Annotated in this window: 22 protein-coding genes, 1 tRNA gene and 1 other RNA gene; 11 read left to right on the top strand and 13 right to left on the bottom strand. The window is 66.7% G+C overall.

The window, feature by feature from the left end:
* Positions 1 to 42: 42 nt before the first annotated feature.
* Genes purL through purS form a run of 3 tightly spaced genes read right to left on the bottom strand, consistent with a single transcriptional unit; the run spans position 43 to position 3,375 of the window.
* Positions 43 to 2,352, bottom strand: coding sequence for a phosphoribosylformylglycinamidine synthase subunit PurL (gene purL / locus B5520_RS16475; protein ID WP_079598156.1), 2,310 nt, complete (start codon positions 2,350 to 2,352; stop codon positions 43 to 45).
* Entirely contained in the window at positions 2,349 to 3,122 is a 774-nt protein-coding gene (gene purQ, locus B5520_RS16470) for a phosphoribosylformylglycinamidine synthase subunit PurQ (protein ID WP_079598155.1), read from the bottom strand. Before purQ ends, purL begins: the two co-directional genes overlap by 4 nt.
* A 1-nt stretch (position 3,123) precedes the next feature.
* Positions 3,124 to 3,375 carry a phosphoribosylformylglycinamidine synthase subunit PurS gene (purS, locus tag B5520_RS16465; protein WP_003798434.1) on the bottom strand — a complete coding sequence of 84 codons (252 nt, stop codon included), beginning with the start codon at positions 3,373 to 3,375 and terminating at the stop codon, positions 3,124 to 3,126.
* Positions 3,376 to 3,631: 256 nt separating this feature from the next.
* Between purS and B5520_RS16460 the strand changes: the two genes are divergently transcribed.
* Positions 3,632 to 3,817, top strand: a complete 186-nt coding sequence (locus tag B5520_RS16460) for a hypothetical protein (protein ID WP_079598154.1) — start codon at positions 3,632 to 3,634, stop codon at positions 3,815 to 3,817.
* A 249-nt stretch (positions 3,818 to 4,066) separates the two neighbouring features.
* A complete protein-coding gene (locus tag B5520_RS16455; RefSeq protein WP_079598153.1) occupies positions 4,067 to 7,198 on the top strand; it encodes a S8 family serine peptidase in 3,132 nt (1,043 codons plus the stop codon).
* A gap of 81 nt (positions 7,199 to 7,279) precedes the next feature.
* Here B5520_RS16455 and B5520_RS16450 read toward each other — a convergent pair whose 3' ends face one another.
* From B5520_RS16450 to B5520_RS16435, 4 genes are all read right to left on the bottom strand, one after another.
* Complete coding sequence (locus tag B5520_RS16450) at positions 7,280 to 7,615, bottom strand: serine protease inhibitor (protein WP_079598152.1); 336 nt, start codon at positions 7,613 to 7,615, stop codon at positions 7,280 to 7,282.
* Positions 7,612 to 8,541 carry a 3-methyladenine DNA glycosylase gene (locus tag B5520_RS16445; protein ID WP_254865604.1) on the bottom strand — a complete coding sequence of 310 codons (930 nt, stop codon included), beginning with the start codon at positions 8,539 to 8,541 and terminating at the stop codon, positions 7,612 to 7,614. The genes B5520_RS16450 and B5520_RS16445 overlap by 4 nt, the downstream gene beginning before the upstream one ends.
* The gene (locus B5520_RS16440; RefSeq protein ID WP_079598150.1) at positions 8,519 to 9,088 is read right to left on the bottom strand and encodes an SSI family serine proteinase inhibitor; all 570 of its coding nucleotides are present in this window, start codon (positions 9,086 to 9,088) and stop codon (positions 8,519 to 8,521) included. Before B5520_RS16440 ends, B5520_RS16445 begins: the two co-directional genes overlap by 23 nt.
* A 95-nt stretch (positions 9,089 to 9,183) precedes the next feature.
* The gene (locus tag B5520_RS16435; protein ID WP_079598149.1) at positions 9,184 to 9,651 is read right to left on the bottom strand and encodes a MarR family winged helix-turn-helix transcriptional regulator; all 468 of its coding nucleotides are present in this window, start codon (positions 9,649 to 9,651) and stop codon (positions 9,184 to 9,186) included.
* 73 nt (positions 9,652 to 9,724) lie between these two features.
* Here B5520_RS16435 and B5520_RS16430 point away from each other — a divergent pair, with 73 nt between their 5' ends.
* Together B5520_RS16430 and B5520_RS16425 are read left to right on the top strand one after the other, a co-directional pair.
* On the top strand, positions 9,725 to 9,967 hold the full coding sequence (locus tag B5520_RS16430; protein ID WP_079598181.1) for a hypothetical protein: 243 nt from the start codon (positions 9,725 to 9,727) through the stop codon (positions 9,965 to 9,967).
* Positions 9,968 to 10,101: 134 nt separating this feature from the next.
* Positions 10,102 to 10,317 (top strand): hypothetical protein, encoded by a 216-nt coding sequence (locus B5520_RS16425; protein WP_079598148.1) that lies wholly within the window; start codon positions 10,102 to 10,104, stop codon positions 10,315 to 10,317.
* A 102-nt stretch (positions 10,318 to 10,419) separates the two neighbouring features.
* Here the strand turns inward: B5520_RS16425 and B5520_RS16420 are convergent, their stop codons facing one another.
* Entirely contained in the window at positions 10,420 to 11,778 is a 1,359-nt protein-coding gene (locus tag B5520_RS16420) for an aspartate kinase (RefSeq protein WP_079598147.1), read from the bottom strand.
* 220 nt (positions 11,779 to 11,998) lie between these two features.
* Between B5520_RS16420 and B5520_RS16415 the strand changes: the two genes are divergently transcribed.
* From B5520_RS16415 to B5520_RS16405, 3 genes are all read left to right on the top strand, one after another.
* Positions 11,999 to 12,955 carry an ABC transporter ATP-binding protein gene (locus tag B5520_RS16415; RefSeq protein ID WP_079598180.1) on the top strand — a complete coding sequence of 319 codons (957 nt, stop codon included), beginning with the start codon at positions 11,999 to 12,001 and terminating at the stop codon, positions 12,953 to 12,955.
* Positions 12,952 to 13,986 (top strand): ABC transporter permease, encoded by a 1,035-nt coding sequence (locus B5520_RS16410; RefSeq protein WP_254865603.1) that lies wholly within the window; start codon positions 12,952 to 12,954, stop codon positions 13,984 to 13,986. Before B5520_RS16415 ends, B5520_RS16410 begins: the two co-directional genes overlap by 4 nt.
* A gap of 74 nt (positions 13,987 to 14,060) precedes the next feature.
* Positions 14,061 to 15,182 (top strand): hypothetical protein, encoded by a 1,122-nt coding sequence (locus B5520_RS16405; protein WP_254865602.1) that lies wholly within the window; start codon positions 14,061 to 14,063, stop codon positions 15,180 to 15,182.
* A 92-nt stretch (positions 15,183 to 15,274) separates the two neighbouring features.
* Here the strand turns inward: B5520_RS16405 and recR are convergent, their stop codons facing one another.
* The 4 genes from recR to B5520_RS16385 form a co-directional block, all read right to left on the bottom strand.
* Positions 15,275 to 15,874 carry a recombination mediator RecR gene (gene recR, locus B5520_RS16400; RefSeq protein ID WP_079598146.1) on the bottom strand — a complete coding sequence of 200 codons (600 nt, stop codon included), beginning with the start codon at positions 15,872 to 15,874 and terminating at the stop codon, positions 15,275 to 15,277.
* Between the two features lie 87 nt (positions 15,875 to 15,961).
* Positions 15,962 to 19,447 (bottom strand): DNA polymerase III subunit gamma and tau, encoded by a 3,486-nt coding sequence (locus B5520_RS16395; RefSeq protein ID WP_254865601.1) that lies wholly within the window; start codon positions 19,445 to 19,447, stop codon positions 15,962 to 15,964.
* A 51-nt stretch (positions 19,448 to 19,498) separates the two neighbouring features.
* An RNA gene (gene ffs / locus B5520_RS16390) (signal recognition particle sRNA small type) lies at positions 19,499 to 19,595 on the bottom strand.
* Positions 19,596 to 19,640: 45 nt separating this feature from the next.
* Positions 19,641 to 19,964 (bottom strand): hypothetical protein, encoded by a 324-nt coding sequence (locus B5520_RS16385; RefSeq protein WP_079598144.1) that lies wholly within the window; start codon positions 19,962 to 19,964, stop codon positions 19,641 to 19,643.
* 324 nt (positions 19,965 to 20,288) lie between these two features.
* On the opposite strand from B5520_RS16385, the gene B5520_RS16380 reads away from it, so the two are divergent.
* Positions 20,289 to 20,373 (top strand) — tRNA-Ser (locus B5520_RS16380).
* A 98-nt stretch (positions 20,374 to 20,471) separates the two neighbouring features.
* Here B5520_RS16380 and B5520_RS16375 read toward each other — a convergent pair.
* On the bottom strand, positions 20,472 to 21,395 hold the full coding sequence (locus tag B5520_RS16375; protein WP_079598143.1) for an oxygenase MpaB family protein: 924 nt from the start codon (positions 21,393 to 21,395) through the stop codon (positions 20,472 to 20,474).
* 186 nt (positions 21,396 to 21,581) lie between these two features.
* Here B5520_RS16375 and B5520_RS16370 point away from each other — a divergent pair, with 186 nt between their 5' ends.
* The 3 genes from B5520_RS16370 (at position 21,582) to B5520_RS16360 (ending at position 24,805) form a co-directional block, all read left to right on the top strand.
* Positions 21,582 to 23,264, top strand: a complete 1,683-nt coding sequence (locus tag B5520_RS16370; RefSeq protein WP_079598142.1) for a M23 family metallopeptidase — start codon at positions 21,582 to 21,584, stop codon at positions 23,262 to 23,264.
* Positions 23,227 to 23,712 (top strand): glutathione peroxidase, encoded by a 486-nt coding sequence (locus tag B5520_RS16365; protein WP_104443525.1) that lies wholly within the window; start codon positions 23,227 to 23,229, stop codon positions 23,710 to 23,712. The genes B5520_RS16370 and B5520_RS16365 overlap by 38 nt, the downstream gene beginning before the upstream one ends.
* A gap of 163 nt (positions 23,713 to 23,875) precedes the next feature.
* Entirely contained in the window at positions 23,876 to 24,805 is a 930-nt protein-coding gene (locus tag B5520_RS16360) for a phosphodiesterase (RefSeq protein WP_079598140.1), read from the top strand.
* The last annotated feature ends 24 nt before the right edge of the window (positions 24,806 to 24,829 follow it).

Raw genomic sequence — 24,829 nt, 5'->3', positions numbered from 1 at the left:
GAGAGGTCAAAACGACGAGTACGGAGCAATCGATGGAGACTATTAGCCGAAGTACTTCGGCAGCGTCCCCTCGTGGGCTTCGCGGAGGGCGTCCAGGGACAGGCTCTCCACGCCGTTGATGTCCAGTGTGCCGCTGGCTGCGTCCACGACACCGATACGGGTGTGGGCGAAACCGCGGGCCGTGCACATGTCGGTGAAGCGGACTTCCTCCGAGCGGGGCACGCCCACAACAGCGCGGCCCTGGGACTCGGAGAACAGCGCCGTGAACAGGTCCACGCCGTCCCGGTCCAGGACGTCCTGCAGCGCAATCCTGGCGCCGACGCCGTAGCGCAGCGAGGACTCCACCAGGGCAGCGGCGAGGCCGCCCTCGGACAGGTCGTGGGCCGAATCGATCATGCCGTCCCGCGACGCGTTGATCAGGATCTCACCCAACGCACGCTCGGCGTCGAGGTCCACCTTCGGCGGCAGGCCGCCCAGGTGGCCGCGCATGTTGGCCCACTCGGAACCGTCCAGCTCGGCAGCCGTGGTTCCCAGCAGGTAGATGGCCTGGCCATCCTCACGCCAGCCCGACGGCGTGCGGCGGGCGACGTCGTCGAGCTTGCCCAGGACCGCCACCACGGGGGAGGGGTGGATGGGGGTGGTGCCTGTCTGGTTGTACAGGGACACGTTGCCGCCCGTGACCGGGATGCCCAGCACCATGCAGGCGTCGGACAGGCCGCGGATGGCCTCGGCCAGCTGCCACATCACATCCGGGTCCTCGGGGGAGCCGAAGTTCAGGCAGTCGCTGACGGCCATGGGAACGGCGCCGGAGGTGGCGACGTTCCGGTAGGCCTCGGCCAGCGCCAGCTGCGCGCCGTGGTAGGGGTCCAGGTAGGTGTAGCGGCCGTTGGCGTCGGTGGCCAGGGCCACGCCCAGCCCGGTTTCCTCGTCCACGCGCACCACGCCCGCGTCATCCGGGAACGCCATGGAGGTGTTGCCGCCCACGTACCGGTCGTACTGGTCCGTGATCCAGGACTTGGAGCACATGTTCGGCGATGCCACCAGCTCGGTGACGGCCTTGGCCAGCTCAGCCGGAGCGGAGGGGCGGCCGGCGTCCTGCACGGAACCGGTGAAGGCGTCCGCCTGGACGTCGTCCTGCCATGAGGGACGGGCAAACGGGCGGTCGTAGACCGGGCCGTCGTGCGCGACGGTGCGGGGATCGACGTCGACGATTACCTCGCCTTCCCAGGTGATGATGAGGCGGCCGCTGTCGGTCACCTCGCCCAGCCAGGCGTATTCCACAGCCCACTTGTCCATGACAGCCTCAAACGCTTCCACGTTCTCCGGCGTGACCACAGCCATCATGCGTTCCTGCGACTCGGACATCAGGATTTCGCCCGGGGTCAGCGTGGGGTCGCGCAGCAGCACGGAGGTCAGCTCGACGGCCATGCCGCCGTCGCCGTTGGAGGCGAGCTCCGACGTGGCGCAGGAGATGCCCGCGGCGCCCAGGTCCTGGATGCCCTCAACCAGGGAGCCCTTGAACAGTTCCAGGCAGCACTCGATCAGGACCTTCTCGGCGAAGGGGTCGCCCACCTGGACGGCGGGGCGCTTGGAGGGCTTGGTGTCATCGAAGGACTCGGAGGCCAGCACAGAGGCGCCGCCGATGCCGTCGCCGCCGGTGCGGGCACCGAACAGGACCACCTTGTTGCCCTTGCCCGAGGCGTTGGCCAGGCGGATGTCCTCGTGGCGCATCACGCCCACGGCCAGCGCGTTCACCAGCGGGTTGCCCTGGTAAACGGAGTCGAAGACCATCTCGCCGCCGATGTTGGGCAGGCCCAGGGAGTTGCCGTAGCCGCCGATGCCGGCAACGGCACCATGCATGACACGTGCAGTGTCCGGGTGGTCGATGGCGCCAAACCGCAGCGGGTCCATGACCGCTACGGGGCGGGCACCCATGGAGATGATGTCGCGGACAATGCCGCCGATTCCGGTGGCTGCGCCCTGGTAGGGCTCAACGAACGACGGCGAGTTGTGCGATTCGATCTTGAAGGTCACGGCCCAGCCGTCCCCCAGGTTGGTCACGCCGGCGTTTTCGCCGATGCCCACCAGCATGTCCTTCTTCATCTCCGGGGTCACCTTGTCGCCGAACTGGCGCAGGTGGTTCTTGGAGGACTTGTAGGAGCAGTGCTCGCTCCACATGACGGAGTACATGGCCAGCTCGGCGCCGGTGGGGCGGCGCCCCAGGACCTTGACGATCTCGTCGAACTCGTTCTGCTTCAGGCCCAGTTCAGCCCAGGGCAGTTCCGTGTCCGGAGTCTTCGCGGCGTTCTCGACGGTGTCGATATTGAACTTCTTGGTGGTGTCGATGCTCACTTGTCGCCTCCCACAATCTTGGTCAAAACGGAGGTGAAGAAGCCCAGCCCGTCGGTGTCGGAGCCGCCGATGCCGTCCAGCGACTCGGGGCCGAAGCCCGGTTCCGTGGCGTGCTCCGGGTGCGGCATGAGGCCCACCACGTTGCCGGCGGCGTTGGAGATGCCGGCGATGTCGCGGCGGGAGCCGTTCGGGTTGAAGCCCACGTAGCGGAACACCACGCGGCCCTCGGCCTCAAGGGCATCCAGGGTCTTCTCGTCGGCGATGTACTGGCCGTCCTGGTTCTTCAGCGGGATGGTGATCTCCTGGCCCGCCTGGTAATCCAGGGTCCACGCGGTGTTGCTGTTTTCGACGCGCAGCACCTGGTCGCGGCACAGGAACTTCAGGTGGTCGTTCTTGATCATGGAGCCGGGCAGCAGGTGCGATTCCGTGAGGATCTGGAAGCCGTTGCAGATACCCAGGACAGGAAGCCTTGCGTCGCTGTTGGCGGCGTCGATGATCTTCGACATCAGCGGGGCGAAACGCGCGATGGCGCCGGCCCGCAGGTAGTCGCCGTAGGAGAACCCGCCGGGGATGACGACGGCGTCCACGTCACCGAGTTCGGTGTCGCCGTGCCAAAGTTCGACGGCGGTGCCGCCGGCGAGGCGGACCGCGCGGGCGGCGTCGCGGTCGTCGAGGGTGCCGGGGAAGGTGACGACGCCGATGCGGGCGCCGGCAAGCCGCGGCTCGGCCGCGACTGCAACGGCTTCGCCGATCAGGGGAAGTTCAGTCATTTCAGGCCTCGACGACCTCGACGTTGACGACGTCCTCGATCACGGGGTTGGAGAGGAGGGTCTCTGCGGCGTCGCGGGCCTGGGCCAGGATGTCCTCGGTCACCTCGCCGTCGACCGTCAGTTCAAAACGCTTGCCCTGGCGGACAGAGCTGAAGCTGGTGAAGCCCAGCCGGGGGAGAGCGCCGACGATCGCCTTCCCCTGCGGGTCCAGAATCTCGGGTTTGGGCATGACGTCAACAACGATCCGGGGCATCCGGTAACTCCTGTGCGTGAGCTTGGGTAAGGGCGCAGCGGAGTGGTGCCGTCTCACGCCGTACCGGGTTGGGGAAACTGTTGTGGTTGACAGTGAGGACGGGCGCTCCGCGAGCTTGCCATCCCATTCTACCGGCCTCAGCGCCCCTGCTTGTATTCGGCCAGTCCAGGCCTGCGGGCACGGTGTTCGGCGGGTCCTCCTGACCTTGTCTATCCAGGTTCTGGAGTTGCCGAACCGGCTTCACTAGGATTGCGGGATGGCAGAGAAATCGAAGTCCGTCCTGTTGCCGATGGTTGCTGCGGCGGTATTCGCCGGACTCGGCAGGATGGTGCTGCAGAAAGTCAAGGCTGACCGCTTAGCGCGGGAAAACCGCGTGGCCGGTCCGGTCGATGAGAAGACCCGGCAGTGGATCAGCGACGTGGTCCGCACGCCGCGGCAGTAGCCCGGCCAGTTCCTCCGCGCCGCCATCAGGGCGCCCTTCGGGGTGCCCTTTTTTGTGCCCGGATCATGCTGCGGGCGCCCGGGGGGAAGGCAATTTTGCAGCCTGTGTCCTATGTCATATTCGGCTATCACTCTGTACTGTTTGAACTGGCTGGTCTCATTGATTACAAGATCTGTAAACCAATATGCCAGGCCTGTCGTTTCGGGCCCGCAACCATAGCTGGGCCGGTACATCGTGAAAGGGTTGCACGTGAGATCAACTGGAAAGAGCCCCGTCAGGGGCGGGGGATTCCGGAAGGCGGCGTCGCTCGCCGTCGGCCTGCCGCTTCTCCTGACGTCGATGGCCATAAGTCCCGCCACCGCGGTGCCGGCCAGCCAGGACCGGCAATCAGCAACAACACAGTCCGGGGCACCGCAGTTCAACGACGGCCGCTACATCGTGGTGCTGGCCGGGGCGGCGGCAGCAGCGTACGAGGGGGAAACGCCCGGACTGGCCGCAACCAAACCCCAGAAGGGCAGGAAGCTGGACGCCGGCAGCCCGAACTACAACGCGTACGACGCGCACCTCCGCAAGCAGCAGCGGGACGTAGCGGCAGCCCAGGGCGTCACGCCAGCCAGGCAGTACACGGCGGCCCTCAACGGTTTCAGCGCCGAGCTGACCGCGGCCCAGGCTTCCGCCCTGTCAAAGGACAACCGCGTCCTGGCGGTGGCGCCGGATGTGGAAAACGCGCCCGACTACACCACTACGGATTTCCTCAAGCTCACGGGCCCCGACGGTGTCTGGGCAAAGCAGTTCGGCGGGGAAGCAAACGCGGGTAAAGGCGTGGTGGTGGGAGTCATCGACTCCGGCTACGCACCGGACAACCCCTTCCTCCAGGGTGAACCGGTGCAGCCGCTTCAGGGCCAAGCGCAGGTGGGCGTTCCCTACCGCACGGCTGACGGCAAGATTGCCATGCTCAAGGCCGACGGCACCACGTTTACCGGGGAATGCCAGAAGGGCGAAGGGAGCGGCGCGGCCTTCGACGGTTCACTGTGCAACTCGAAAGTCATCGGTGCGCGCTACTTCGCGGACTCCTTCCTGCAGTACGTGGCCCCTGGAAACCGCGCACCGCAGGAACTCATTTCACCCGTCGACGTCGGAAGCCACGGAACCCACACCGCCACGACGGCTGCCGGGAACGCGAACGTCGACCAGGTGATCGACGGTGCCGGCTTCGGCAGGAGCTCGGGCGTTGCTCCCGCCGCGAAGGTGTCGGTCTACAAGGTGTGCTGGGAAGACACCAGCCCGGACACCGGTGGCTGCTACTCCTCCGCTTCCGTAGAGGCAGTGGAAGCCGCCATCAAGGACGGCGTGGATGTCCTGAACTACTCGATATCGGGCAATAACAACAGCACCACCGATCCCGTGGCACTGGCCTTCCTGAACGCCGCCGCGGCCGGTGTGTTTGTCTCCGCCTCCGCCGGCAACTCCGGTCCCGCCGCCTCCACGGTCAACCACGCCTCGCCCTGGCTGACCACCGTTGCGGCGTCCACTTTCCCGAGCGAGCTGCTCGGTACCGTAAAGGTCTCCGACGGCTCGCTGTACCGCGGTGCGTCCGTCATGAAAACGGAAGTTGCGGACAAACCAGTGGTGGTCGCTGCAGCGGCAGCCGCGGCGGGAGCTGCCAACCCCAACCTCTGCGGCCCCGGCAGCCTTGACCCGGCCAAGGTAGCCGGCAAAGTGGTGGTGTGCGACCGCGGAGTGGTGGACCGGACGGCCAAGAGCCAGGAAGTCCAGGCCAAGGGCGGCGTGGGCATGATCCTGGTGAACCTCACCAGCAGCTCCGAGGACGCGGACAACCATGTCCTCCCCACCGTGCACGTCAACGCGCCGAAGAGCCTGGAACTGAAGTCCAAGCTGGAGGCTAACCCCGCCCTGACGGTCAGCCTGGTCAAGGGCGACCTGACCGATGAACCGCCGGCCGCCGTCCCGCAGATCGCCGGATTCTCCTCCCGAGGCCCCTCACTGGCATCCGGCGGTGACCTGCTCAAGCCCGACATCGCAGCACCCGGAGTCAATGTTTTGGCCGGCGTCTCCACCATCGGAAATGACGGGGAACAGTTCGGGTTTATGTCCGGCACGTCCATGGCCGCACCCCACATTGCAGGTTTTGGTGCCCTGGTCCTCAGCAGGCAGCCTGCGTGGAGCCCCGCCATGGTGAAGTCCGCGATGATGACCACGGCCTACCCGCTGGTCAACGCGGACGGCTCCGCCAACACCGATCCCTTCCAGGGCGGTGCCGGCCACATTGATTCCACCCGGGTCCTTGACCCCGGGCTGGTCTACAACTCGGGCATCAAGGACTGGCTGGGCTTCCTGAACGGGCAAGGAGTGGACACCGGGGTACCACAGGCAGGCACCATCGCCGCCCGCGACCTCAACCTGCCGTCCATCGCGCTGGGCAGCCTTGTGGGGGAAGTCCAGGTCAAGCGGCAGCTGACGGCGCTGGTCCCGGGCATGTACCGCGCGGAAGTCGCCATGCCGGGCTTCAGCGTCCAGGTGGAGCCCCAGTCACTGAACTTCTCCAAGGCAGGCCAGAGCCGCGAAGTAACAGTGACAATCCGCAACGTCAGTGCCGCCGTCGGCACGTTCAGCACCGGAACCCTGGCCTGGAAGGGTCCCCGCACGGTGATCTCGCCTATCGCCATTCGCCCTGTTGATGCACAGATCGCTCCCTCCTTCTCCTTCAGCTCCGCCACCGGCAACGGCAGCGGCACCATGGAGCTCGTGTCCGGCTCGGACGCCCCGATTGCAGTCGGCGTTGAGGGGCTTGCCCCACTGAGCCAGACCGCCATCACCAAGACCCCCGGGGCATACGCGCCCACCAACGATGCGCACAATGCCCTGATGCAGGTGAATGTTCCGGCGGGTTCGTCCTTTGCCCGCCTGGGCGTCCAGGCCGAATCCGGCGACGTCGACTGGGACATGGTGGTATACGCGCCGAACGCCTCGGGTGGACTGACGGCAACCCAGGTGGCCACCGCCTCTGCCAGCGAGTTCCTGGAACTTGAGGCACCGCGGGCGGGCACGTACTACATCGTGGCCAACTTGTACTCCACCCCGGACAACGGGGCGGCCAGCGCGGCGGTCCAGGCCGTGACGTTTGCCGGTGATGCCGGCAACCTCACGGTGGAGCCAAACCCCATTGTCGCTCCGAACGGCACGGCCACCTCGGCCACGGTGTCCTGGTCGGGCCTGTCCGAAGGGTCCTACCTCTCGCGGCTGAGCCTGGGCGGGAACGGCATTCGGACCTGGGTAAATGTCCAGGTGGGTCCAGCGGCCTCCGCCGCCCCGGCCGGGGCTCCGCCCCTGGCCCTCACCCAGGCGCTACCGTCAACCTGACAATCACAGTGCACCAGGCTTAGGGTCCCGGACGGCACCACCGTCCGGGACCCTTGTCCTTTCCGCTGCCGGTCCGCACGCTTAGGTGGCGGTGCCGCCGCCCAAAAGGGGTGCCATGGTGTTCCAGCGCGAAATCTCACAGCCGTCTGTCCGGCTGAATACGGCTTCGACACGGCGCCCGTGGAAAGTTCCGCTGACCACGGCCACCTGCGGCCCGCCATACTGCTGGGTGCAGAGCCTCGGCGGTGCCGGCGTGGGAAAGAAGATCCGTTCGCCGAACCTCTCCACCACAGCGAGGGCAGCGGCCGGGTCCGGCACCGTTGAATCCGAAGACGGTGTCCCGTCGGTGGCTTTCAGCCGGAATTCGTATTCGACGGCGGCGGGGTCCTCCCGCAGCCTGATAATCAGATCGATCATTGAACGCCCGCCGATACGGCCGCCAGCGCCAGGGCAAGCCGCTCCCGCAGTACTGCCGCCTCCGCCGCAAAGGACCGCTGGTACTCAACGTAGGCGGCCTTGCCCTGCGGCGTCTCGATCGGGATGGCGGGGTATCCCCATTCGGTCAGGTCATAGGGGGAGGCCTGCATGTCCATGGCGCGGATCCGCCAGGACAACTCGAAACAGTCCATCACCAGTTCGCTGGGAAGCACGGGCAGCAGCTTGTACGCCCACTTGTACAGGTCCATGTTGGCGTGCAGGCAGCCCGGCTGCTCCAGTTGCCGCTGGGTTTCGCGGGTGGGTGCAAACTCGTTCAGGGGAGTGGCATCAGGGGTATAGAAGCGGAACGCGTCAAAGTGCGTGCAGCGGATCCGGTTGTCCTCCACCACCTTGTCCGTGCCCGCCGGTCCAAGACGCAACTGGAGGTACTCGTGGCGCAGGTCGAACCTGTCCTGGTGGTAGACCATGGCCCATTCGTGCAGGCCGAAGCAGCCGAACTGTGCCGGCCGTGCCGCTGTGCCCCGCAGGATGATGCCGGCAAAAGCCACCGCGTCCCTTCGGTCGGCAAGGAAGGCGCTCCGGTCAACGGTGACCGCGGTGCTTCCCGCCGGCAGCCCCAGGGAGGCAAGCTCGCCGTCGTCGAGCATCCGGTAGTGTTTCCAGCCGGTGCGGACGGCCGCTTCCTCTCCCGGAAGGACAGCCCCTGCCCCGGGGTGCCAGCGGCGCAACTGGCCGGGTTTTTGCGTGTAATACGTGAAGAGGAAGTCCTCGACGGGATGTTTCTGCCCGGCGGACCTGCGTGCCAGGTAGGGATCAGCGTAACGGCCGACGCGCTGCTGGTGGGCTTCTTCCCGCGCCCTCCACTCGTCCGCCGCCAGGAGCCTAAGCTGCTCCACCGGCGGCACCAAGAACATCCTTTGCGCCATCCCACGCGCTGATTTCGCAGCCGTTGGTACGGGCGAACTCCGTGTCCACGGGCACCCCGTCCACCACTCCGGTGACCGTCGCTTTTTGCGGCCCGCCGTACTGTTCCGTGCAGGCCTGGGCGGTGCCGGGAGTTGCCGGGTTCAACAGGGCGGCGTTGTCCTTTAGGGCTGCGCAGGCCGCCCGGGCGTCGGGGTGGCTGCTTTCGGCGGAAGGGACGCCCGCCTCGCACACCAGCGTATGGCTTACCTCGGGCTCGCCTTCGGCAGGGATGACCGTGATGGCCAGTTCGGCATTGCCCTGGCCCGGGCCCGCAGCGGGCGGCAGTGAAGGGGCCGGAGCCGGCGCCGGAACCGAGGTTTCAGCGTCCGGTGAGGGTGAAGGTGCGGAAGTCCCAGAGGCCGTTGCCGATGGGGAGGAAGGCGTCGCCGAGGGCGACGGTGATCCGCCGTCCGGGGTAGGGGTGCAAGCCGGCATCAGAAGCGCGGCAATGGCCAGGGCTGCCAGGCGCAACCGCATTTTATGCATGGCCCGATGCCTCTTTCATCCTTCGATTCTAGCTGCTGTGCTGAGCCTGTTCCGGGCCGCGCCGGAGCCCCTGCGCCCCTGCCTGCCCCGCGTCCCTAGGGACGGCTTTCGGCCGTGGCGGCGATGAGGCCCATCATGGACGCATGCAATTCGGCGACCTGCTCCCGCGTCAGCCCGAGCCGCTCCATCATGGTCCCGGGAACCTGCAGGGCCTGCTGCCGCAGGGCTGCTCCTTGTGGGGTCAGTTCGACGGCGAGCGCCCGCTCGTTTCCGTCTGCCCGGCCGCGCGTAATGAGGCCAGCCGCCTCGAGCCGGCGGAGCAGCGGTGAAATGGTGGCCGGTTCCTGCGCCAGCGCTTCGCTGATGTTCCGCACGGTCCGGGGGCTGGTTTCCCAAAGGGACAGCATCACGAGGTACTGCGGGTGCGTCAGGTTTAGTTTCTCCAGCACGGGCTTGTATGCCCCGACAACGCTCCGTGCCGCGACCGTGAGGGCGAAGCACAGTTGATGCTCCAGGAGCAGGTCGTCGTCCTGTCCGGCGTCTGCCGTTGCCACGGTCTTCAAGGCGTCCTCCAATTGTTAGTGCACTAATTATTAGCGTACACTCTTGGTAGGAAATATGGGAAAGGGGCCGGACATGGGCAAGGGCAACTCGGAGTATCAAGGCAACGCCTCACAGAGGTTCATGCGGGCCACCGGCAAGCTGCGGGCCATCTTCGGTCCAGCCAACCGATCCTCCCTGGTTCACGACATGACCGAGGAGAACCGGCGGCTGCTCGCACAGCGGGAAGCCGAAAGCCAGCAGTGGGAGACCATCACGCGGCCGGACGGCAGCACCTACGTTGTTCCCAGGAACCCCGACGACAAGTCCCTGCGCTGACCGGGTGCCTGCGGCCTGCCTGCACCCCGCCCGGCGGAGCCTTTTCCCGGGCTGCGGCGTAAAATAAGGGCACTGGCACCCGAAAATGCCAGAAGACTCTTTGCCCCGGCATACCGGGAAGGGGGTGGAAAACAATGCCACATGTACTCAGCGGGTTCATGAGCGCGACAGACAGGCTCCGCTTCTTCTTTGGGCCTGCCACCCGGCTGGACACCGATACGCCCGTAGTGCACAAGCATGACGAATTCGAGCAGGCCTCGGAGGAGGATCTCTCGCACTTCGTGGTGGAAACCGACTCGACCGGACACCACTACGCCGTACGCCGCGAGGACCTGGACCGGGAGGCCTGAGCCGCCCGTTGCAGGATCCACCAGCCCACGCAAAAGCCGGGCCGCCTTCCGAAAGTTTGGAAGGCGGCCCGGCTTTTGCGTGGGCAAACCGTTGGTTGCCGCTTAGCGGCCCGTGCCGCCGTAAACGGTTGCTTCGTTGTCGCTGTCCAGCTCAAACGCCTTGTGGATCACGCGGACTGCCTCGTCGAGGAGGTCAGCATGGGTGACCACGGAGATGCGGATCTCGGAGGTGGAGATCATGTTGATGTTGATGCCGGCGCCGGACAGGGCCTTGAAGAATGTCGCCGAAACACCGGGGTGGGAGCGCATGCCGGCGCCGATCAGGGAAAGCTTGCCGATCTGCTCGTTGTACTCGATGCTCTCGAAACCGATCTGGTCCTGCGCTGCGTGCAGGGCGGTGAGGGCGTCGGCGCCCTCGACGATGGGCAGCGTGAACGAAATGTCCGTGCGGCCGGTGCCGTGCGTGGATACGTTCTGCACGATCATGTCGATGTTGGAGTGGGCGTCGGCGATGACCTGGAAGATTGCGGCTGCCTTGCCGGGGATGTCCGGAACGCCCACAACTGTGACCTTGGCTTCGGAACGGTCGTGTGCAACGCCGGAGATGATTGGCTGCTCCAAGGCAACTCCCTCTTGAGTGGTGATCTTGTCTTCGGCGCTGGGAATGACCCAGGTGCCTTCATGCTGGCTGAATGATGAACGGACGTGCAGCGGCACGCCGAACCTGCGGGCATACTCGACGCACCGGAGGTGCAAAATCTTGGCGCCGGAGGCTGCGAGTTCGAGCATTTCCTCGCTGGAGATGGTGTCAATCTTCTGTGCCGAGGGGACAACGCGGGGGTCTGCCGTGTAGATGCCGTCCACGTCGGTGTAGATCTCGCAGACGTCGGCTTCCAGTGCGGCGGCAAGCGCCACGGCGGTGGTATCTGAACCGCCGCGCCCCAGGGTGGTGATTTCGTTGGTGGCCCGGCTCATGCCCTGGAACCCGGCAACGATGGCGATGTTCCCCTTGTCGAGGGCGGTGCGGATCCGGTGTGGATCGACGTCGATAATGCGGGCCTTGCCGTGGATGCCGTCAGTGATCATGCCGGCCTGGGAACCGGTGAAGGACTGGGCGGAGGCGCCGAGCTTGTTGATGGCCATGGCCAGCAGCGCCATGGAGATGCGCTCGCCGGCGGACAGCAGCATGTCCATTTCACGGGCGGGGGCGGAATCGGTCACCTGCGCGGCGAGGTCCAGGAGTTCGTCCGTGGTGTCACCCATGGCGGACACCACAACCACTACTTCGTTGCCGGCTTCCTGGGCGTCCACCACGCGCTTGGCAACGCGTTTAATGCCGTCGGCGTCCGCCACGGAGGATCCGCCGAACTTCTGCACGATGAGCTGTTTGGTCACCGCACGGCCGGTGGGCAGCACTTGGGGCTGCGTTGTGTTGTGCACTTCGGTAGTGGGCGTACTCATGCGCGTACCTTCACTGGATCAATTGGAGTTCTGGAGGTCAGGCAGCCTGACGCCAGGACGGCGCGACTTCCTCCGACAGTTTATCGCCGCCCGCAACGCGGCGTTGAATTGTGACCGAATCTCCGCCCGCAGGAGGAGGGCCGGGGAAGGACGGCGGGCGTACGCTCAAGTGATCGGATGCATAAAACTGTGGGGGACAGGTGCGTGGAACATGGCAATGATGTCGGAAACATCGGAAGGACCGGACGGGCCGGCGCCCGACGGCGGTATTACGGCCAGGGCAGTCAGCCGCAGCTTCGGCGCGGTGCACGCCGTCGAGCATATGGACTTCCATGCCCCGGCCGGCAAAGTCACGGCCCTGATAGGGCCGAACGGCGCAGGCAAGACAACACTCCTGCTGATGCTGGCATCGCTGCTGGCACCGGATGAGGGAAGCATCAGCGTCGGCGGGCTTGACCCCAGCCGGAACCGGGCCGAGGTCCGCAGCAGGCTCGGCTGGATGCCTGACACCCTGGGCGTCTGGGAGTCACTGACCGCGCGCGAGATCCTCACCCAGATGGCCCGCTTCTACCGGCTTCCCGCTGCCGGCATAGGGCAAAGGGTTGCTGAGATGCTGCAACGCGTCCGGCTGGCCGACCTCGCCGACCAGCCCGCCCGGGTCCTGTCCCGGGGACAGCAGCAACGGCTCAGCCTGGCTCGTGCATTGATCCATGATCCCTCCGTCCTGCTCCTTGACGAGCCGGCATCGGGGCTGGACCCGGGCTCGCGGGTGGAGCTTCGGATCATGCTGCGGCAGCTTGCGGCTGAGGGCAAAGCAGTGGTGGTGTCCTCCCACGTCCTGAGCGAACTTGATGAAATCGCTGACGGCGCCGTGTTTGTGAACAAGGGGCGTACCGTCCGGCAGCAGACCACCGAGGAGGCCGCCGCCGGTGGCCGGCGGTACGCCATTACGGCATCGGACACCTCCGCGCTTGCCGCCACACTCACGGAGCTTGGCCTGGTGTTCCGCGCTGAGGACGGGCGCCGCCCGGGCGTGAGCCTCACCCTCGCCAGCGAAGGGGACGCGGAGAGGCTCCTGCGCGATCTGGTGCTCGCCGGCGTCGGCATCACTTCCTTCGCTCCAGCGGCCGGAGCCCTGGAAGAGACGTACATGAACCTCGAGGGGGAGCGGCAATGAGCCAGCTGACAGGCAACCGGGAGGACACCTCCCGCTCAGGCGTGGCAGCGGCCTACCTGGCCGGCATCGGCCATGTGGTGGCGTTGGAACTGAAACAGCGGCTGCGGTCGCGCGGCTGGTACATCATGCTGGCCATCTGGTTCCTGCTGACGGGGCTGGTCACGTGGCTGACGTGGGCAAGCTGGAATGCCTCGCAGGCCGCCCAGCGGGCATTCGGCATGCCCCCGGAGTCCAGCGGCCCGGGCTCCATGATTTTCGAAGTGGTCCTGGCGTTCGTCCTGTTGTTCGCCCTGCTGGTGGCGCCTGCCTTGTCAGCCAATGCGGTGAACGGCGACCGGGCCGGCGGAACACTTGCCATCCTTCAGGTAACCCTGCTGGAACCCGGCCAGATCCTGTGGGGAAAGTTCTTTGCCGCCTGGCTCGCGGCGTTGGGCTTCCTCGTTGCCAGTACGCCGTTCCTGGTCATCGGCGTGGCGCTCGGCGGGCTGACCCCTGGCCACGTGCTGGTGTCACTGCTGATGCTTGCCGTGGAAGTGGGCGTCGTGTGCGCCCTGGGCGTCGGCATCTCGGCGCTCGCCGGCCGGCCGCTGTTTTCGATCGTGGTGACCTACCTTGCGGTGGCCGGCCTGGTTTTCGGAACATTGATCTCCTTCGGCCTCGGCACGGGGCTGACACAGGGAACGGTAATGGCCAACAACGCCCAGTACCGGGAATATGCGCCGCTGCAGTCCGGCCCATTTGAACCGACGTACACCTGTTCCGGCCCGCTCCGCGAGCAGCCGGCACTCCACACCGAGCGCGTGGCGTGGACGCTGGGAATGAATCCCTTCGTGGTGGTGGCGGACGCGATTCCGTACCGGGACCGCACCAACCAGCAGGGTTTCCCGTCCGTGGGGGCGATTGAAGGCATCAGCCAGGCTGGGCTGGCGTGCCCTCCGGACGCCTGCCCGCCGCCTTGCCCGGGGTACCCGCATCGCCTGAGCATACAAGCTCTGGACAGGCCCGCGGCGTGGGACCACGATGGGACGTGATGGAGTTCGTGCGGCCGGCGAGCCTGCCGGTTTCAGCCGGGGCTGGGGCCTGACCAGGGAAAGGTGGGCTCCCCGTGGCCGACGACCCGCAGTCATCTGTTGATTCGATGGCCGATCCCTATTTCGAGCCGATCGGGCCAGGCGCCTTTCCGCCGCTGCCGTACGACAAAGACATCGACAACGACGGCGACGACGGGCGGCCGGGCCGCGATGCCCGGCGTTTTGTGGCGGCTGGCTTTGTGGCGGCCGGGCGGGCGGCAGTGGCCGACGTGCTGGGAACCGTCCGGACACTTCGGTTCTGGGCAGTTGCCGTGGCTGGCCTCTGCGCCACGTGGGCCGTTGTTGCTGCCTTGGTGCTCCTGCCGGGAACGGCCGGAGATTCCACGGAATGGGTGCCTCCCCCGGTCCTTGCGTACGTGATGGCTTCTTCGCTGTTGCCGGCTACGGCCGCCTTGGTGGCAATGCACTGGGGTATGCGGTACTGGGCGCCGGCGGCTGCTGGCGGGAATCCGGAGCGCCGGATCTTTGCTGCCGTGCTCGCTGCAGCGTTGCGTGGCCTGGTCTTCGCGGTGCTCATCCTCGCCACCCTGCTGCTGCAAGCGGCGGCCGCCGGTGAACCCGGGACTGCGGCGGCCATGTCGGCCGGCGTCGCAGTGGTTGAAGGCGCGCTCTTCGGAGGCATGGGGGTGGCTGTTGCCGCGCTGGGGTGGCGTGCTGGCCGGACGCGTGTTGCCGGCTGGGCTCTGGCATTGTTCCTCGTGGCAGGAAGTGTTGCAGCTGCTGCTTTCCTGGTGCCCGCCGTCCGGACAGAGGAACCGGTCACAGTTGCCCTGAACATCGAGCGGGCGCCGGATGGATCCGCCGTCGCCTACGAGTGCTCAGCCGTTTCGGTGGGGGTAGCGGAGGTGTACCGGACGGAGCGCGTTATGTGGCTTCCCGCTGCCAGTCCCAGCGTTCTGTTTGTGATGTTGGCCGGAGACGCCGGCACCGGCGCCGGACTCATCAGGTCCCTGTCAGCGGCATTCCAGGAAGCGGCAGACGGAACCCAGGTGCTGTGCGTCAATGGTGAACCGCGGAGCAGGGATGCACAGCGCATGCCGATGGCCGCTGTAGGGCTTCTCCTGCAGGCAGCGGTGGCGGGTGCGCTGCTGGTAGGTGCACACGCGGCAGCGGACCGCCGTCGCCGGTCCGCCTAGCGGGCGCATGCTGCGCGGCTGGCAGAACTCCGCGGCAAGTACGCCCCTGCGCGCTGCCGGGTTACCTCCCGGTGCCCGCAGGGGCGGGGCGGTCAGGTCAGTGCGTTCCGCCGGCCTTCGAAGGCGCGTCCCAGGGTGACTTCGTCCGCGTACTCCAGGTCTCCGCCTACGGGGAGGCCTGACGCGAGCCGGGTGACCGCGATGCCAATGGTCTTGAGCATGCGTGCCAGGTACGTTGCCGTCGCCTCGCCCTCAAGGTTGGGATCCGTGGCGATGATGACTTCCTGGATGGCACCGTCATTGAGCCGCGTCAACAATTCCCGGATCCGCAGCTGCTCGGGACCAATGCCGGCGATCGGATTGATGGCTCCACCCAAAACGTGGTACCGGCCGCGGAACGAGCGCGTGCGCTCTACGGCCAGGACATCCTTGGATTCCTCCACCACGCAGATGACCGCGGGGTCGCGGCGGGGGTCACGGCAGATGTTGCAGAGCTCCTGCTCGGTAACGTTGCCGCAGACCGTGCAGAATTTGACCCGGTCCTTGACCGTGGTGATTGCGTCCACCAGCCGTTTCATATCCTGCGGGTCTGCTTCAAGGATGTGGAACGCCAGCCGCTGTGCGGATTTGGGTCCCACGCCCGGAAGGCGTCCGAGCTCGTCTATCAGCTCCTGGACAGCACCTTCGTACACGATTTCCTCTTTAGCTTGGAGTGGACAGCGGGTAAAGCAAAGGCATCCGGAGCAACGCCGGCCGGTTCAATGGCCGGCCTGTAACGGTCAGTATCGGGGCGGGAGGGGGCTTCCGTCGGCGGAGCGCTCCTCAATCAGCTTTCCGCCCAGAATACGCTCCACCGCCGCGCGCCCGAACACACCGGACTCCTCGATGGTCTCATCGTCAGCGCTGGGGATGTCCTGGACATAGCTGGCGGCAGCCGCAACCGCCCGGGCAGGTGCCTTGGCGCGGCCAGCCTCGGCTTCAGGACTGTTGGACAGCCGCTGGTAAAGGCTTTGCCGGGTTTCTCCGCTGCCGGCCCCAGGGGTTGCGACCGGAGAAGGCGCGCTTGCCCTGGAGGCCGCGGGGACAGGCGAACCGGCAGGGGTTGGCCGGGGCGGAGCGGCCGTGACGGGAGCGGCAGCGGGCGCAGCCGACGCCATGGCGTACTCCGGGGCCCGGACGCGCTCAGGTTCGGGCGCTGCCGGGACCGGGAAAGACGGCGCTGGGGAGGCCGAGCCTGGTGATGCAGAACCAAGGGACGCCTGTACGGGGGTTGCCTGCCCCGGGAAAGATTGTCCGGATGCCACCGGCTGTGCCCGGTCCTCAAGGGAAGAGGCAGGGGCTGAGGCAAGGCCCCAGTCCGGTTCCGCGGGCACCCCGGGCGTGGTGACCGGGATGGAGGGCGGCACCTGGGCCGTGGCGGGTTCGTAGCGGGGCGCTGCTTCCTGCCCGGCCCCTGTGCCGGAAGTGGCGGGGGAAGGCGTCCTGCCCACGTTGCTCTCGTTCCCGACAACCCACACCCCGGGCGCCTGTTCGACGGCACGGGCCCAAGGATCGTGGGCAACATCGGCAGCGGCGGGACGGTGCGCCGCCGCTGCTCCGGGCGCGGCGGTTGGGTCCTGCCTGTCCTGGCTTCCGGAGCTGCGGGGAGCCGGTGCCGGCGCAGCTGGAGCGGGGCGGCTTACCCCTCGGTTGGAAGACGGCTCCCAATCCAAAGGGGGTTCCTCATCCAGCGGTGGAGCGTCTTCGTCGCGGGGCGCGCCCCAGTCGTCGTCCGAGTACGAGTAGTCCCCCGCCAGTGGGGGGTAAGAATTGGTTCCGGCTGATGCGGGGGCCAGCGCCTGGGGCTGGGAGGGCACACCTGCGGCCGGACGCCCACTTGCTTCCCGGGACGGGCGGGCAGGGTTCGCGTCCTTGGGGTAGGCAGGCGCGGGGCCGGTGGCTGGTGCTGCCCCTCCAATGCCTGGCAGCGCGCTGCTGCCGGATGCACTACCTTGGCGGATGCCGTCAGGGCCGGGCCCTTCGCTGCGCCTTTCGACGTTGGGAGTGTGCCCGGACCCGGAAGGTGTTGGCGCCGGTGTGGCCGCGCCTGCGGGGGAACTGGAAGATCTCGGCGCCGGCACGGATGTGGCTGGCGCGGGCACCAGCCCCCAGGCGACGTCAGCTGACGTGGCCGGGGCTGTATGGCTGACTGGCGCTTTTGGGTTTGGCTCAGAGCTCGCTTGCACGCCGCCGCCGGCCACCGCGTTGATCTGGCAGTCGATGCCCACCGTCTTGTGGATCGCCTGGCGCAGGTTGTCCGAATGGTCGGCACGGCCGAAGGCCCCCGCCAGTCCGGACGTCGTGAACGAAAGGGTGAGAACCGCTCCGTCGAAGGCGCTCACCTGCGCGTTGGGTTCCACGAGGGCCCACGTGCTGCGCTTGATCTTGGACAGGGTCTGCAGGACATCCGGCCAGGCGCGGCGCAGGACTTCGACGTCGCCCATTGCTGCGGGGGCAGCCGCCGGGGCGGGGCTGGTGGCAGGGGCATTGCCGGGGCCGTTGGCTGGACCGCCGGCGACGGCAGCCGCGGCAGGGCGGGCGCCGGCGGGACCGTTGGCGGCACGTTCCACTCCGGCGGCAGGTACCGGGGGAGCGACCGGCGCAGGAACGGAACGTTCGGGGGCCGGACGTGCAGGTGACGGGCCATCAGGTGACCGGCGGACAGCCGAGGTTTCGTCCACGGGCCAGTCATTGGTGCTCACCCGGGGAGCCGTCAGGGGTGTCCGGCCGGAAGCGTCCGACGATGCACTGCCGCCAGGGGCGGGAACGCCCCGGCCGGCTTCAGCGGCTGCTGGCTCCGGCGTCACAGGCTGGCGTGATTCCTCCCGTGGCGAGGCCGCAGGCACCCCTGCGGGTTCCGGATGAACCGGGCGCACTCCGGCAGGAGAAGCGGGCTCGGCCTGAGCAGCCTGAACATCGGGTGCCGTCACGTGCGGAGCGCCTGCGGGGGAGGCTGCAGTTCCGCGTGCCGCCTGGGGAGCGGGGGCAGCGGTAGCCGGAGCAGCAGCTCCGGCGCCGGCCGCACCCATGCCGGCGGGAGCACCGACGTCGTTCCCGGCGTAGTTGAGGCGCCGTTCCACCCGGTCAATCCTTGCGGCCATGCCGCGCTCGTTCTGCTCCGAGCTGGGCAGCAGGATGCGGGCGCACAGCAGCTCGAGGTGCAACCGCGGGGACGTGGCACCGGTCATCTCGGTCAGCGCCGTGTTGGTGACATCAGCCGCCCGCGACAACTCGGCGGCGCCCAGGTTATGGGCCTGGTTCTGCAGCCTGGCGATCTGGTCCGCGGGCATTCCCCGAAGGATGGACTGGGCGCTCTCCGGCATCGCCTGGACAATGATCAGGTCGCGGAAGCGCTCCAGCAGGTCCTCGACAAAGCGGCGGGGGTCATGGCCGGTTTGAATGACCCGGTCCACCGCCCGGAAAACGGTGGCGGCATCAGAAGCAGCCACCGCCTCAACGACGTCATCGAGGAGCGAAGCGTGGGTGTAGCCGAGCAGTGCGACGGCGAGCTCGTAGTCCAGGCCGTTGGGACCGGCGCCTGCCATGAGCTGGTCCAGCACGGAGAGCGAGTCGCGGACGGACCCTCCGCCGGCGCGGATGACCAGCGACAGCACGCCGGGAGCCACCGGGACGTTTTCCTGGTTGCAGAGCAGTTCCAGGTAGGCCATCAGGGGCTCGGGCGGAACCAGGCGGAAGGGGTAATGGTGGGTGCGGGAGCGGATGGTCCCGATGACCTTGTCCGGCTCGGTGGTGGCGAAGATGAACTTGATGTGTTCCGGGGGTTCTTCAACGATCTTCAGCAGGGCGTTGAACCCGGCGGACGTCACCATGTGGGCTTCATCGATGATGAAGATCTTGTAGCGGTCCCGGACGGGGGCGTACGTGGCCCGTTCACGGAGATCACGGGCATCGTCCACGCCACCGTGGCTGGCGGCATCGATCTCGATGACGTCCAGCGATCCTGACCCGCCACGGGCAAGTTCGACGCAGCTTGGGCACGTGCCGCAAGGGGTGTCGGTAGGGCCTTCGGCGCAGTTCAGGCAGCGTGCCAGGATGCGGGCCGACGTGGTTTTACCGCAGCCCCTGGGACCGGAAAAGAGGTAGGCGTGGTTGACGCGGTTTTTCCGCAAAGCCGTCATCAGCGGCCCGGTGACGTGCTCCTGCCCGATGACGTCTGCGAACGAGTCGGGACGGTATCTGCGGTACAGGGCGGTAGTAACTGTCACAGAGAAAACCCTACCAATCCGGGCTGACATCCTGCCGCCCTGTGGGGGAATAGTAAAGACCCCCCATGCACCCGCCAGAGCCCGCCTACCCTTGCTACCTTCCGGTCCTGGGGGAGTTCAACAGGATGACGCCACATGAGGGGCCGTCAGATACTTTACCCGAACATCCGGTCCGACTCGAATCGGCTGTCCGTCAGCGCCAGCCCTGCACCTGCCAGCTCATAAAAGCCGGCTCTTCATAAGGATGGGCGGCGCGCAAGGCGGCAACGACGGCGGCCAGAAGGGGCTCCTCGACCACGCACTCGATCCGGTCCTCCGCCACCTTTTCGCTCCTGCCCACCTGCCCAACGAACGGCTCGGCGCCATCCCGCGGAGTGAAGGTGCCCGTGCCGGGTGAGACGAAGGAACAGTGGGAGTAGTTGCCAATCCTGCCTGCCCCTGCGTCACCGATGGCCTTCAGGACCAGGTCCGTGTGGGTAGCAGGGGTGTAGGCCACCAGGGCGTGCAGCTCCGTCATGCTTTCTATCGTGCCCGAAGCATAAGGGGATTCCCCTGTTTTCCATTGCCAATCCCTTCGCCACCCACGATCATGGGTATGTACACCGATTGGGGCAATCTCCAGATTGTGAGCTGTGTGGCCTGGCTGAACGGGGCCGGACCCGGCAGCTCAACGGGGTACCAATGGAATGGGCGCGTTGGGGGCGTCCATTTCGGCGTTAAGCCGCAGGAAGGTCCGGCTGAAACCGGGCGCCGCGGATTCGAAAACGGCGCGTAAACGGCCGATTGGGCGATGCGCGAAACATCAGGTACTCTAGTATCTGCTTTTGATTCAGAAGCAGCTGGAGAATTCGCCTAGCGGCCTATGGCGCACGCCTGGAACGCGTGTTGGGTTAACGCCCTCGGGGGTTCAAATCCCCCATTCTCCGCCGGTTAAGAACCCGGTCCCACATCGTTGGGGCCGGGTTCTTGCATTTGCAGCCGCTGCCGGATCCTGGCTATGTCCACACCGTTCCTGGGGCAAGGGTTATCCCTCGTCTGCCACTGGAACGCCCAGGCGCCGCAGCCGGGCCCGGGCGGCCAGTTCGCTGGGTCCCCGTGGGCCGAGGGCAAGGCGGACGACGCCGAGAACGGCTTTTGTGGCCAACTTCACCGGCAGCGGGAACGGGCCCAGCCGTGGAACATCCAGTCCGAGCATCTGCCTGTACCTCGGCTCAAGGCTGTACACGGCTCCCGCGAACAGGATCCGGTAGCCGGGCCGCAGCAAGGGATGCAGTGGCGCGTTGCGGATGAACTCCACGGTTTCCGCCACCCGCCCGTCCACGCGCAAGTCCCCGTTTTCATACCAGCGGTCCAGCTGGCGGCGCATCTCCGCCTCGGTGAGCGGCGGTTGGGGCACGCCCATCAGCCTGCCCGCCTGCGCCCACTCCCTGACGTAAGCGTCCGGTCCGCCGGGAATGGCGCCGCCCCAAATTTTGTGGGCCGTGAGAAAAGCGTCCGTAAAGGCGATGTGGATCCAGCTGGCAAGTTCGGGGTCATTGGCGCTGTAGCTGCGCATCGCTCCCTGATTGTCGCTGTAATTTCCTTGGACCGGCTCGTGCAGCCGGCGGACCATGCGGGAGGCCTCCTCAGCCGCCCCTTTCGAGCCGTACGTGACGGTGAAGATCCAGCGGATGGTGTTGGCCAGCCGGCCCAACGGGTCTTCGCGGAAATTCGAGTGTTCATGGACTCCGGCCAGGGCGCCTGGATGGAGTGACTGCATCAGCAGCGTCCGGATTCCCGCCACGATGGGGGACATTGAACCGTGCACGGCCCAGACCGCAGAGCCGGGCAGGTGGTAGCCAGGGTCATCCCCTTCTTCCAGCCGCAACGCCCAGTCCGGTGGCGCATCGGCCTTGCCCGTAAAGGTCTTCTTGAGTTCGTCCTGCCATTTCCGGAGGAGACTGCGCATAGCCCATTGTCGCCCATGCCCCTGTCCTATGGGCCGGTGCGCAGGCAGTTGCGTCCCCCAAATATCCACAAACTTCGGCCCAAGGGTTTTCCCATGGTTACGCCCATATGTTCAGATAGAACTTACCCGTCAAGACAGAGTGCGGGTGGCCAAATTTTTGGGGTCAAATTGGGCAAGCATTCAGGAATGGCCAAGAACAGGCGCGCCAGGCGTCGCGGTGTTGCCGCGGCGCGGGCGCTGGCAGTTACCGGCGCGCTGGCGGTATCCATCGGCGCACTGAATGTGTCCGGCGGTCCCCTGGAATCCCAGGTGCTCGAGGCGTCCAGCACCCAGGCCGGCGGTGTCTCGGGCAGCGCGGTGGCCTCCGGCACTGCACCACAGTGGCCCTCCTATGATGTCGGGCTTTCATCTTCGTTCAACCCGAAGCCCGGGGGACTGGCTCCCGCCGTACTCACGGACTCCCACATTGCTGTGTCCTTCCCGCGGACGCTCGTCAGCAGTTCCCGTCCGGAATGGGCACTTACCGCGTCAGTGGGGCTCAACGGAATTGGCAGGCCGCCGGCGGGTTACCTGATGGCACCCCTGGAGCTGCTGAACGCCAGCTCGCCCTACGGGTTCCGTGTGAGCCCGCTGACGGGTGAACCGGGAGAATTCCACCTGGGCCAGGACTATGCCGCTCCCTGCGGAACGCGGGTTTACGCTGCTGACTCCGGCGTGGTCCGTGCCGCCGGGTGGCATCCCTGGGGCGGCGGCAACCGCGTGGAGATTGACCATGGCAACGGCCTGATCACCACGTACAACCATCTCGAGTCCGTCGCGGTCCGCAGCGGGGACACGGTGCACGTGGGACAGGTCATCGCCCGCGTGGGCAGCACCGGCTGGTCTACCGGGTGCCATCTGCACTTTGAGACCATCCTGGACGGCACGCACACCAGCCCCCTCAACTGGGGCCTGATTCCGCTCCGTGCCCTCGTGGGATCCGGACCTGGGCAAACGTCGTACGCGCCAGGTGCAGGCTCGCCGTCTGACACCCCAACCAGTTGGACCATCCCGGACAAGCACGGCGTTGTGCCGCTGCTGCGAGGTGTCGGGGCAAAGACGTCGGCGACGACGGCTCCCGCGTCGTCGCCGACGGCACCGCCAGCACCGCCTCCCTCGATTGCCGCACCGGCACCGGCGCCTTCGCCGTCACCTTCGCCCACCGGGCCGTCACCTACCCCGAGTGAGCCGTCACCGTCACCGTCACCGTCGCCGACCGGGCCGTCACCTACCCCGAGTGAGCCGTCGCCGTCGCCGACCGGGCCGTCACCTACCCCGAGTGAGCCGTCGCCGTCGCCGACCGGGCCGTCACCTACCCCGACTGGGCCGTCGCCGTCGCCGACCGGGCCGTCGCCGTCGCCGACCGGGCCGTCACCTACCCCGACTGGGCCGTCGCCGTCGCCGACCGGGCCGTCGCCGTCGCCGACCGGGCCGTCGCCGTCGCCGACTGAGCAGTCGCCAACACCTACCCCGACTCAACCGACGCCGACGCCTACTCCTACGCCGACTGAGCCGACGCCGACACCTTCAACGACCCAGCCGACGCCGTCGCCCTCGCCGGCACCTACGGCCACACAGCCATCGGCCACGCCCGCTGCACCAGGGGAACCGGCAGTGCCGGAAACCTGCCCGGCGGCCGGGACAGTAGCCGATGCCGGGACGACGGGGGGCCAAGCCCCGGTGCCGGACGCCGAAGCCAGAAGAATTGCCCAGGAAACTCTCAGTCCGGAACAGTACCTTGAGTGGTTGGCAACGAATTACCCGTGTGGACAACTACCTGAGGACGCAACCATTGGCACAGCTGTACCGGGTCCCGCTGACCCTCAATGACGGAACCGAAACCGACTTCGGCAGATTCAGGGGCAAAGTGGTGATGGTGGTCAACGTGGCCTCCAACTGCGGCTTCACCCCGCAGTACACCGGCCTGGAGACGCTCTACGGAAAATTCCGCGACCGCGGCTTCGAGATCCTGGGTGTGCCCTGCAACCAGTTCGCGGGGCAGGAGCCCGGAAGCGACAGCGAGATCGCTGAGTTCTGCCAGCGCAACTTCGGCGTCAGCTTCCCGCTGACGGTGAAGTCGGATGTGCGGGGCAAGGGCCAGCATCCGCTCTACGCCGAGCTCACCAAGTTCAAGAGCGGGCTGCTGCCGGGGCTGGTGAAATGGAACTTCGAAAAGTTCCTGGTCAGCCGCGACGGGCAGGTAGTGGACCGGTTCGCGCCCACTGTGGAGCCGGACTCGGCTGAGGTCATCGACGCCATCGAAAGGGCTCTCGGCTGAAATACCGGCGCTTTCCCGAATCCGGCCCTCAAAAGCGCAGTTCTTTCATTTTTTTCCACATCGGCTACGGCGATTTGCCCAAAGTTTGCCAAATGTCTGATTGGATAAATATTACTGAAGGGTACCAGGGAAGCGCCGTTTCCCACCGACCACAGAGGTAGCAATGGAGCACATCGAGGCCGAGCATCCCCGGCCACGCCACTTCCTACTCCACCTGAGCGATCCCCACCTGTTGGGAGGTCCGGACCCCCTGTACGGCGTCGTTGACAGCGAAGCGCGCCTCACCCAGCTCTTCGAAGAAGTCAAAGCGTCCGGGGCGAAGCCCGAGGCCGTGATCTTTACCGGCGATCTCGCGGACAAGGGCCATCCGGAAGCGTATGTGAAGCTGCGCGCCATCGTGGAACCCGCCTGTGAGGACCTGGGGGCGGAGGTCATCTGGGCCATGGGCAACCACGACAACCGGGCCAACTTCCGCGCGGGTTTGCTGGACCAGCCCGGGAATGATGCCCCGGTGGACAACAGCTACTTCATCAACGGGCTCCGGGTTATCACCCTGGACACCTCCGTGCCCGGCTACCACCATGGCGAGCTCAGCGACGCGCAGCTGGAGTGGTTGGGCCGGGAGCTGGACACACCTGCGCCGGACGGAACCATCCTGGCCCTTCACCATCCACCCGTCCCGTCCGTCCTGGACCTCTCGGTGCTGGTCGAACTGCGGGATCAGTCGTCCCTTGCAGCAGTGGTCCGGAATTCCGACGTCCGCACCATCCTGGCAGGCCACCTGCACTACTCCACCACGGCGACGTTTGCCGGGATTCCCGTCTCGGTGGCTTCGGCCACCTGCTACACGCAGGACCTGAACGTGCCGGTGGGCGGAACCCGCGGGCAGGACAGCGGACAGGCCTTCAACCTGGTGCACGTCTACGAGCACACGATCGTCCACTCGGTGGTCCCGCTGGGCAGTTCGACGACGGTGGGCGAGTACGTGGCCCCGGAGGAGACAGAGCGGCGCCTGGCCGCCGCCGGGATCCGGATCCCCGAGACAGCGAAGCAGCCAAGCAGCGCCCGGGTGGGTGTGTCCTCCGGCCGCTAGGAACGCCTAACGCTGAAGGCCTGT

Origin of the sequence: Arthrobacter sp. P2b, assembly GCF_900168295.1 — a bacterium.
Taxonomy (GTDB): Bacteria; Actinomycetota; Actinomycetes; order Actinomycetales; family Micrococcaceae; genus Arthrobacter.
The sequence above is the reverse complement of the archived record's forward strand: the minus strand, read 5'-3'. Positions and strand labels throughout refer to the sequence as shown.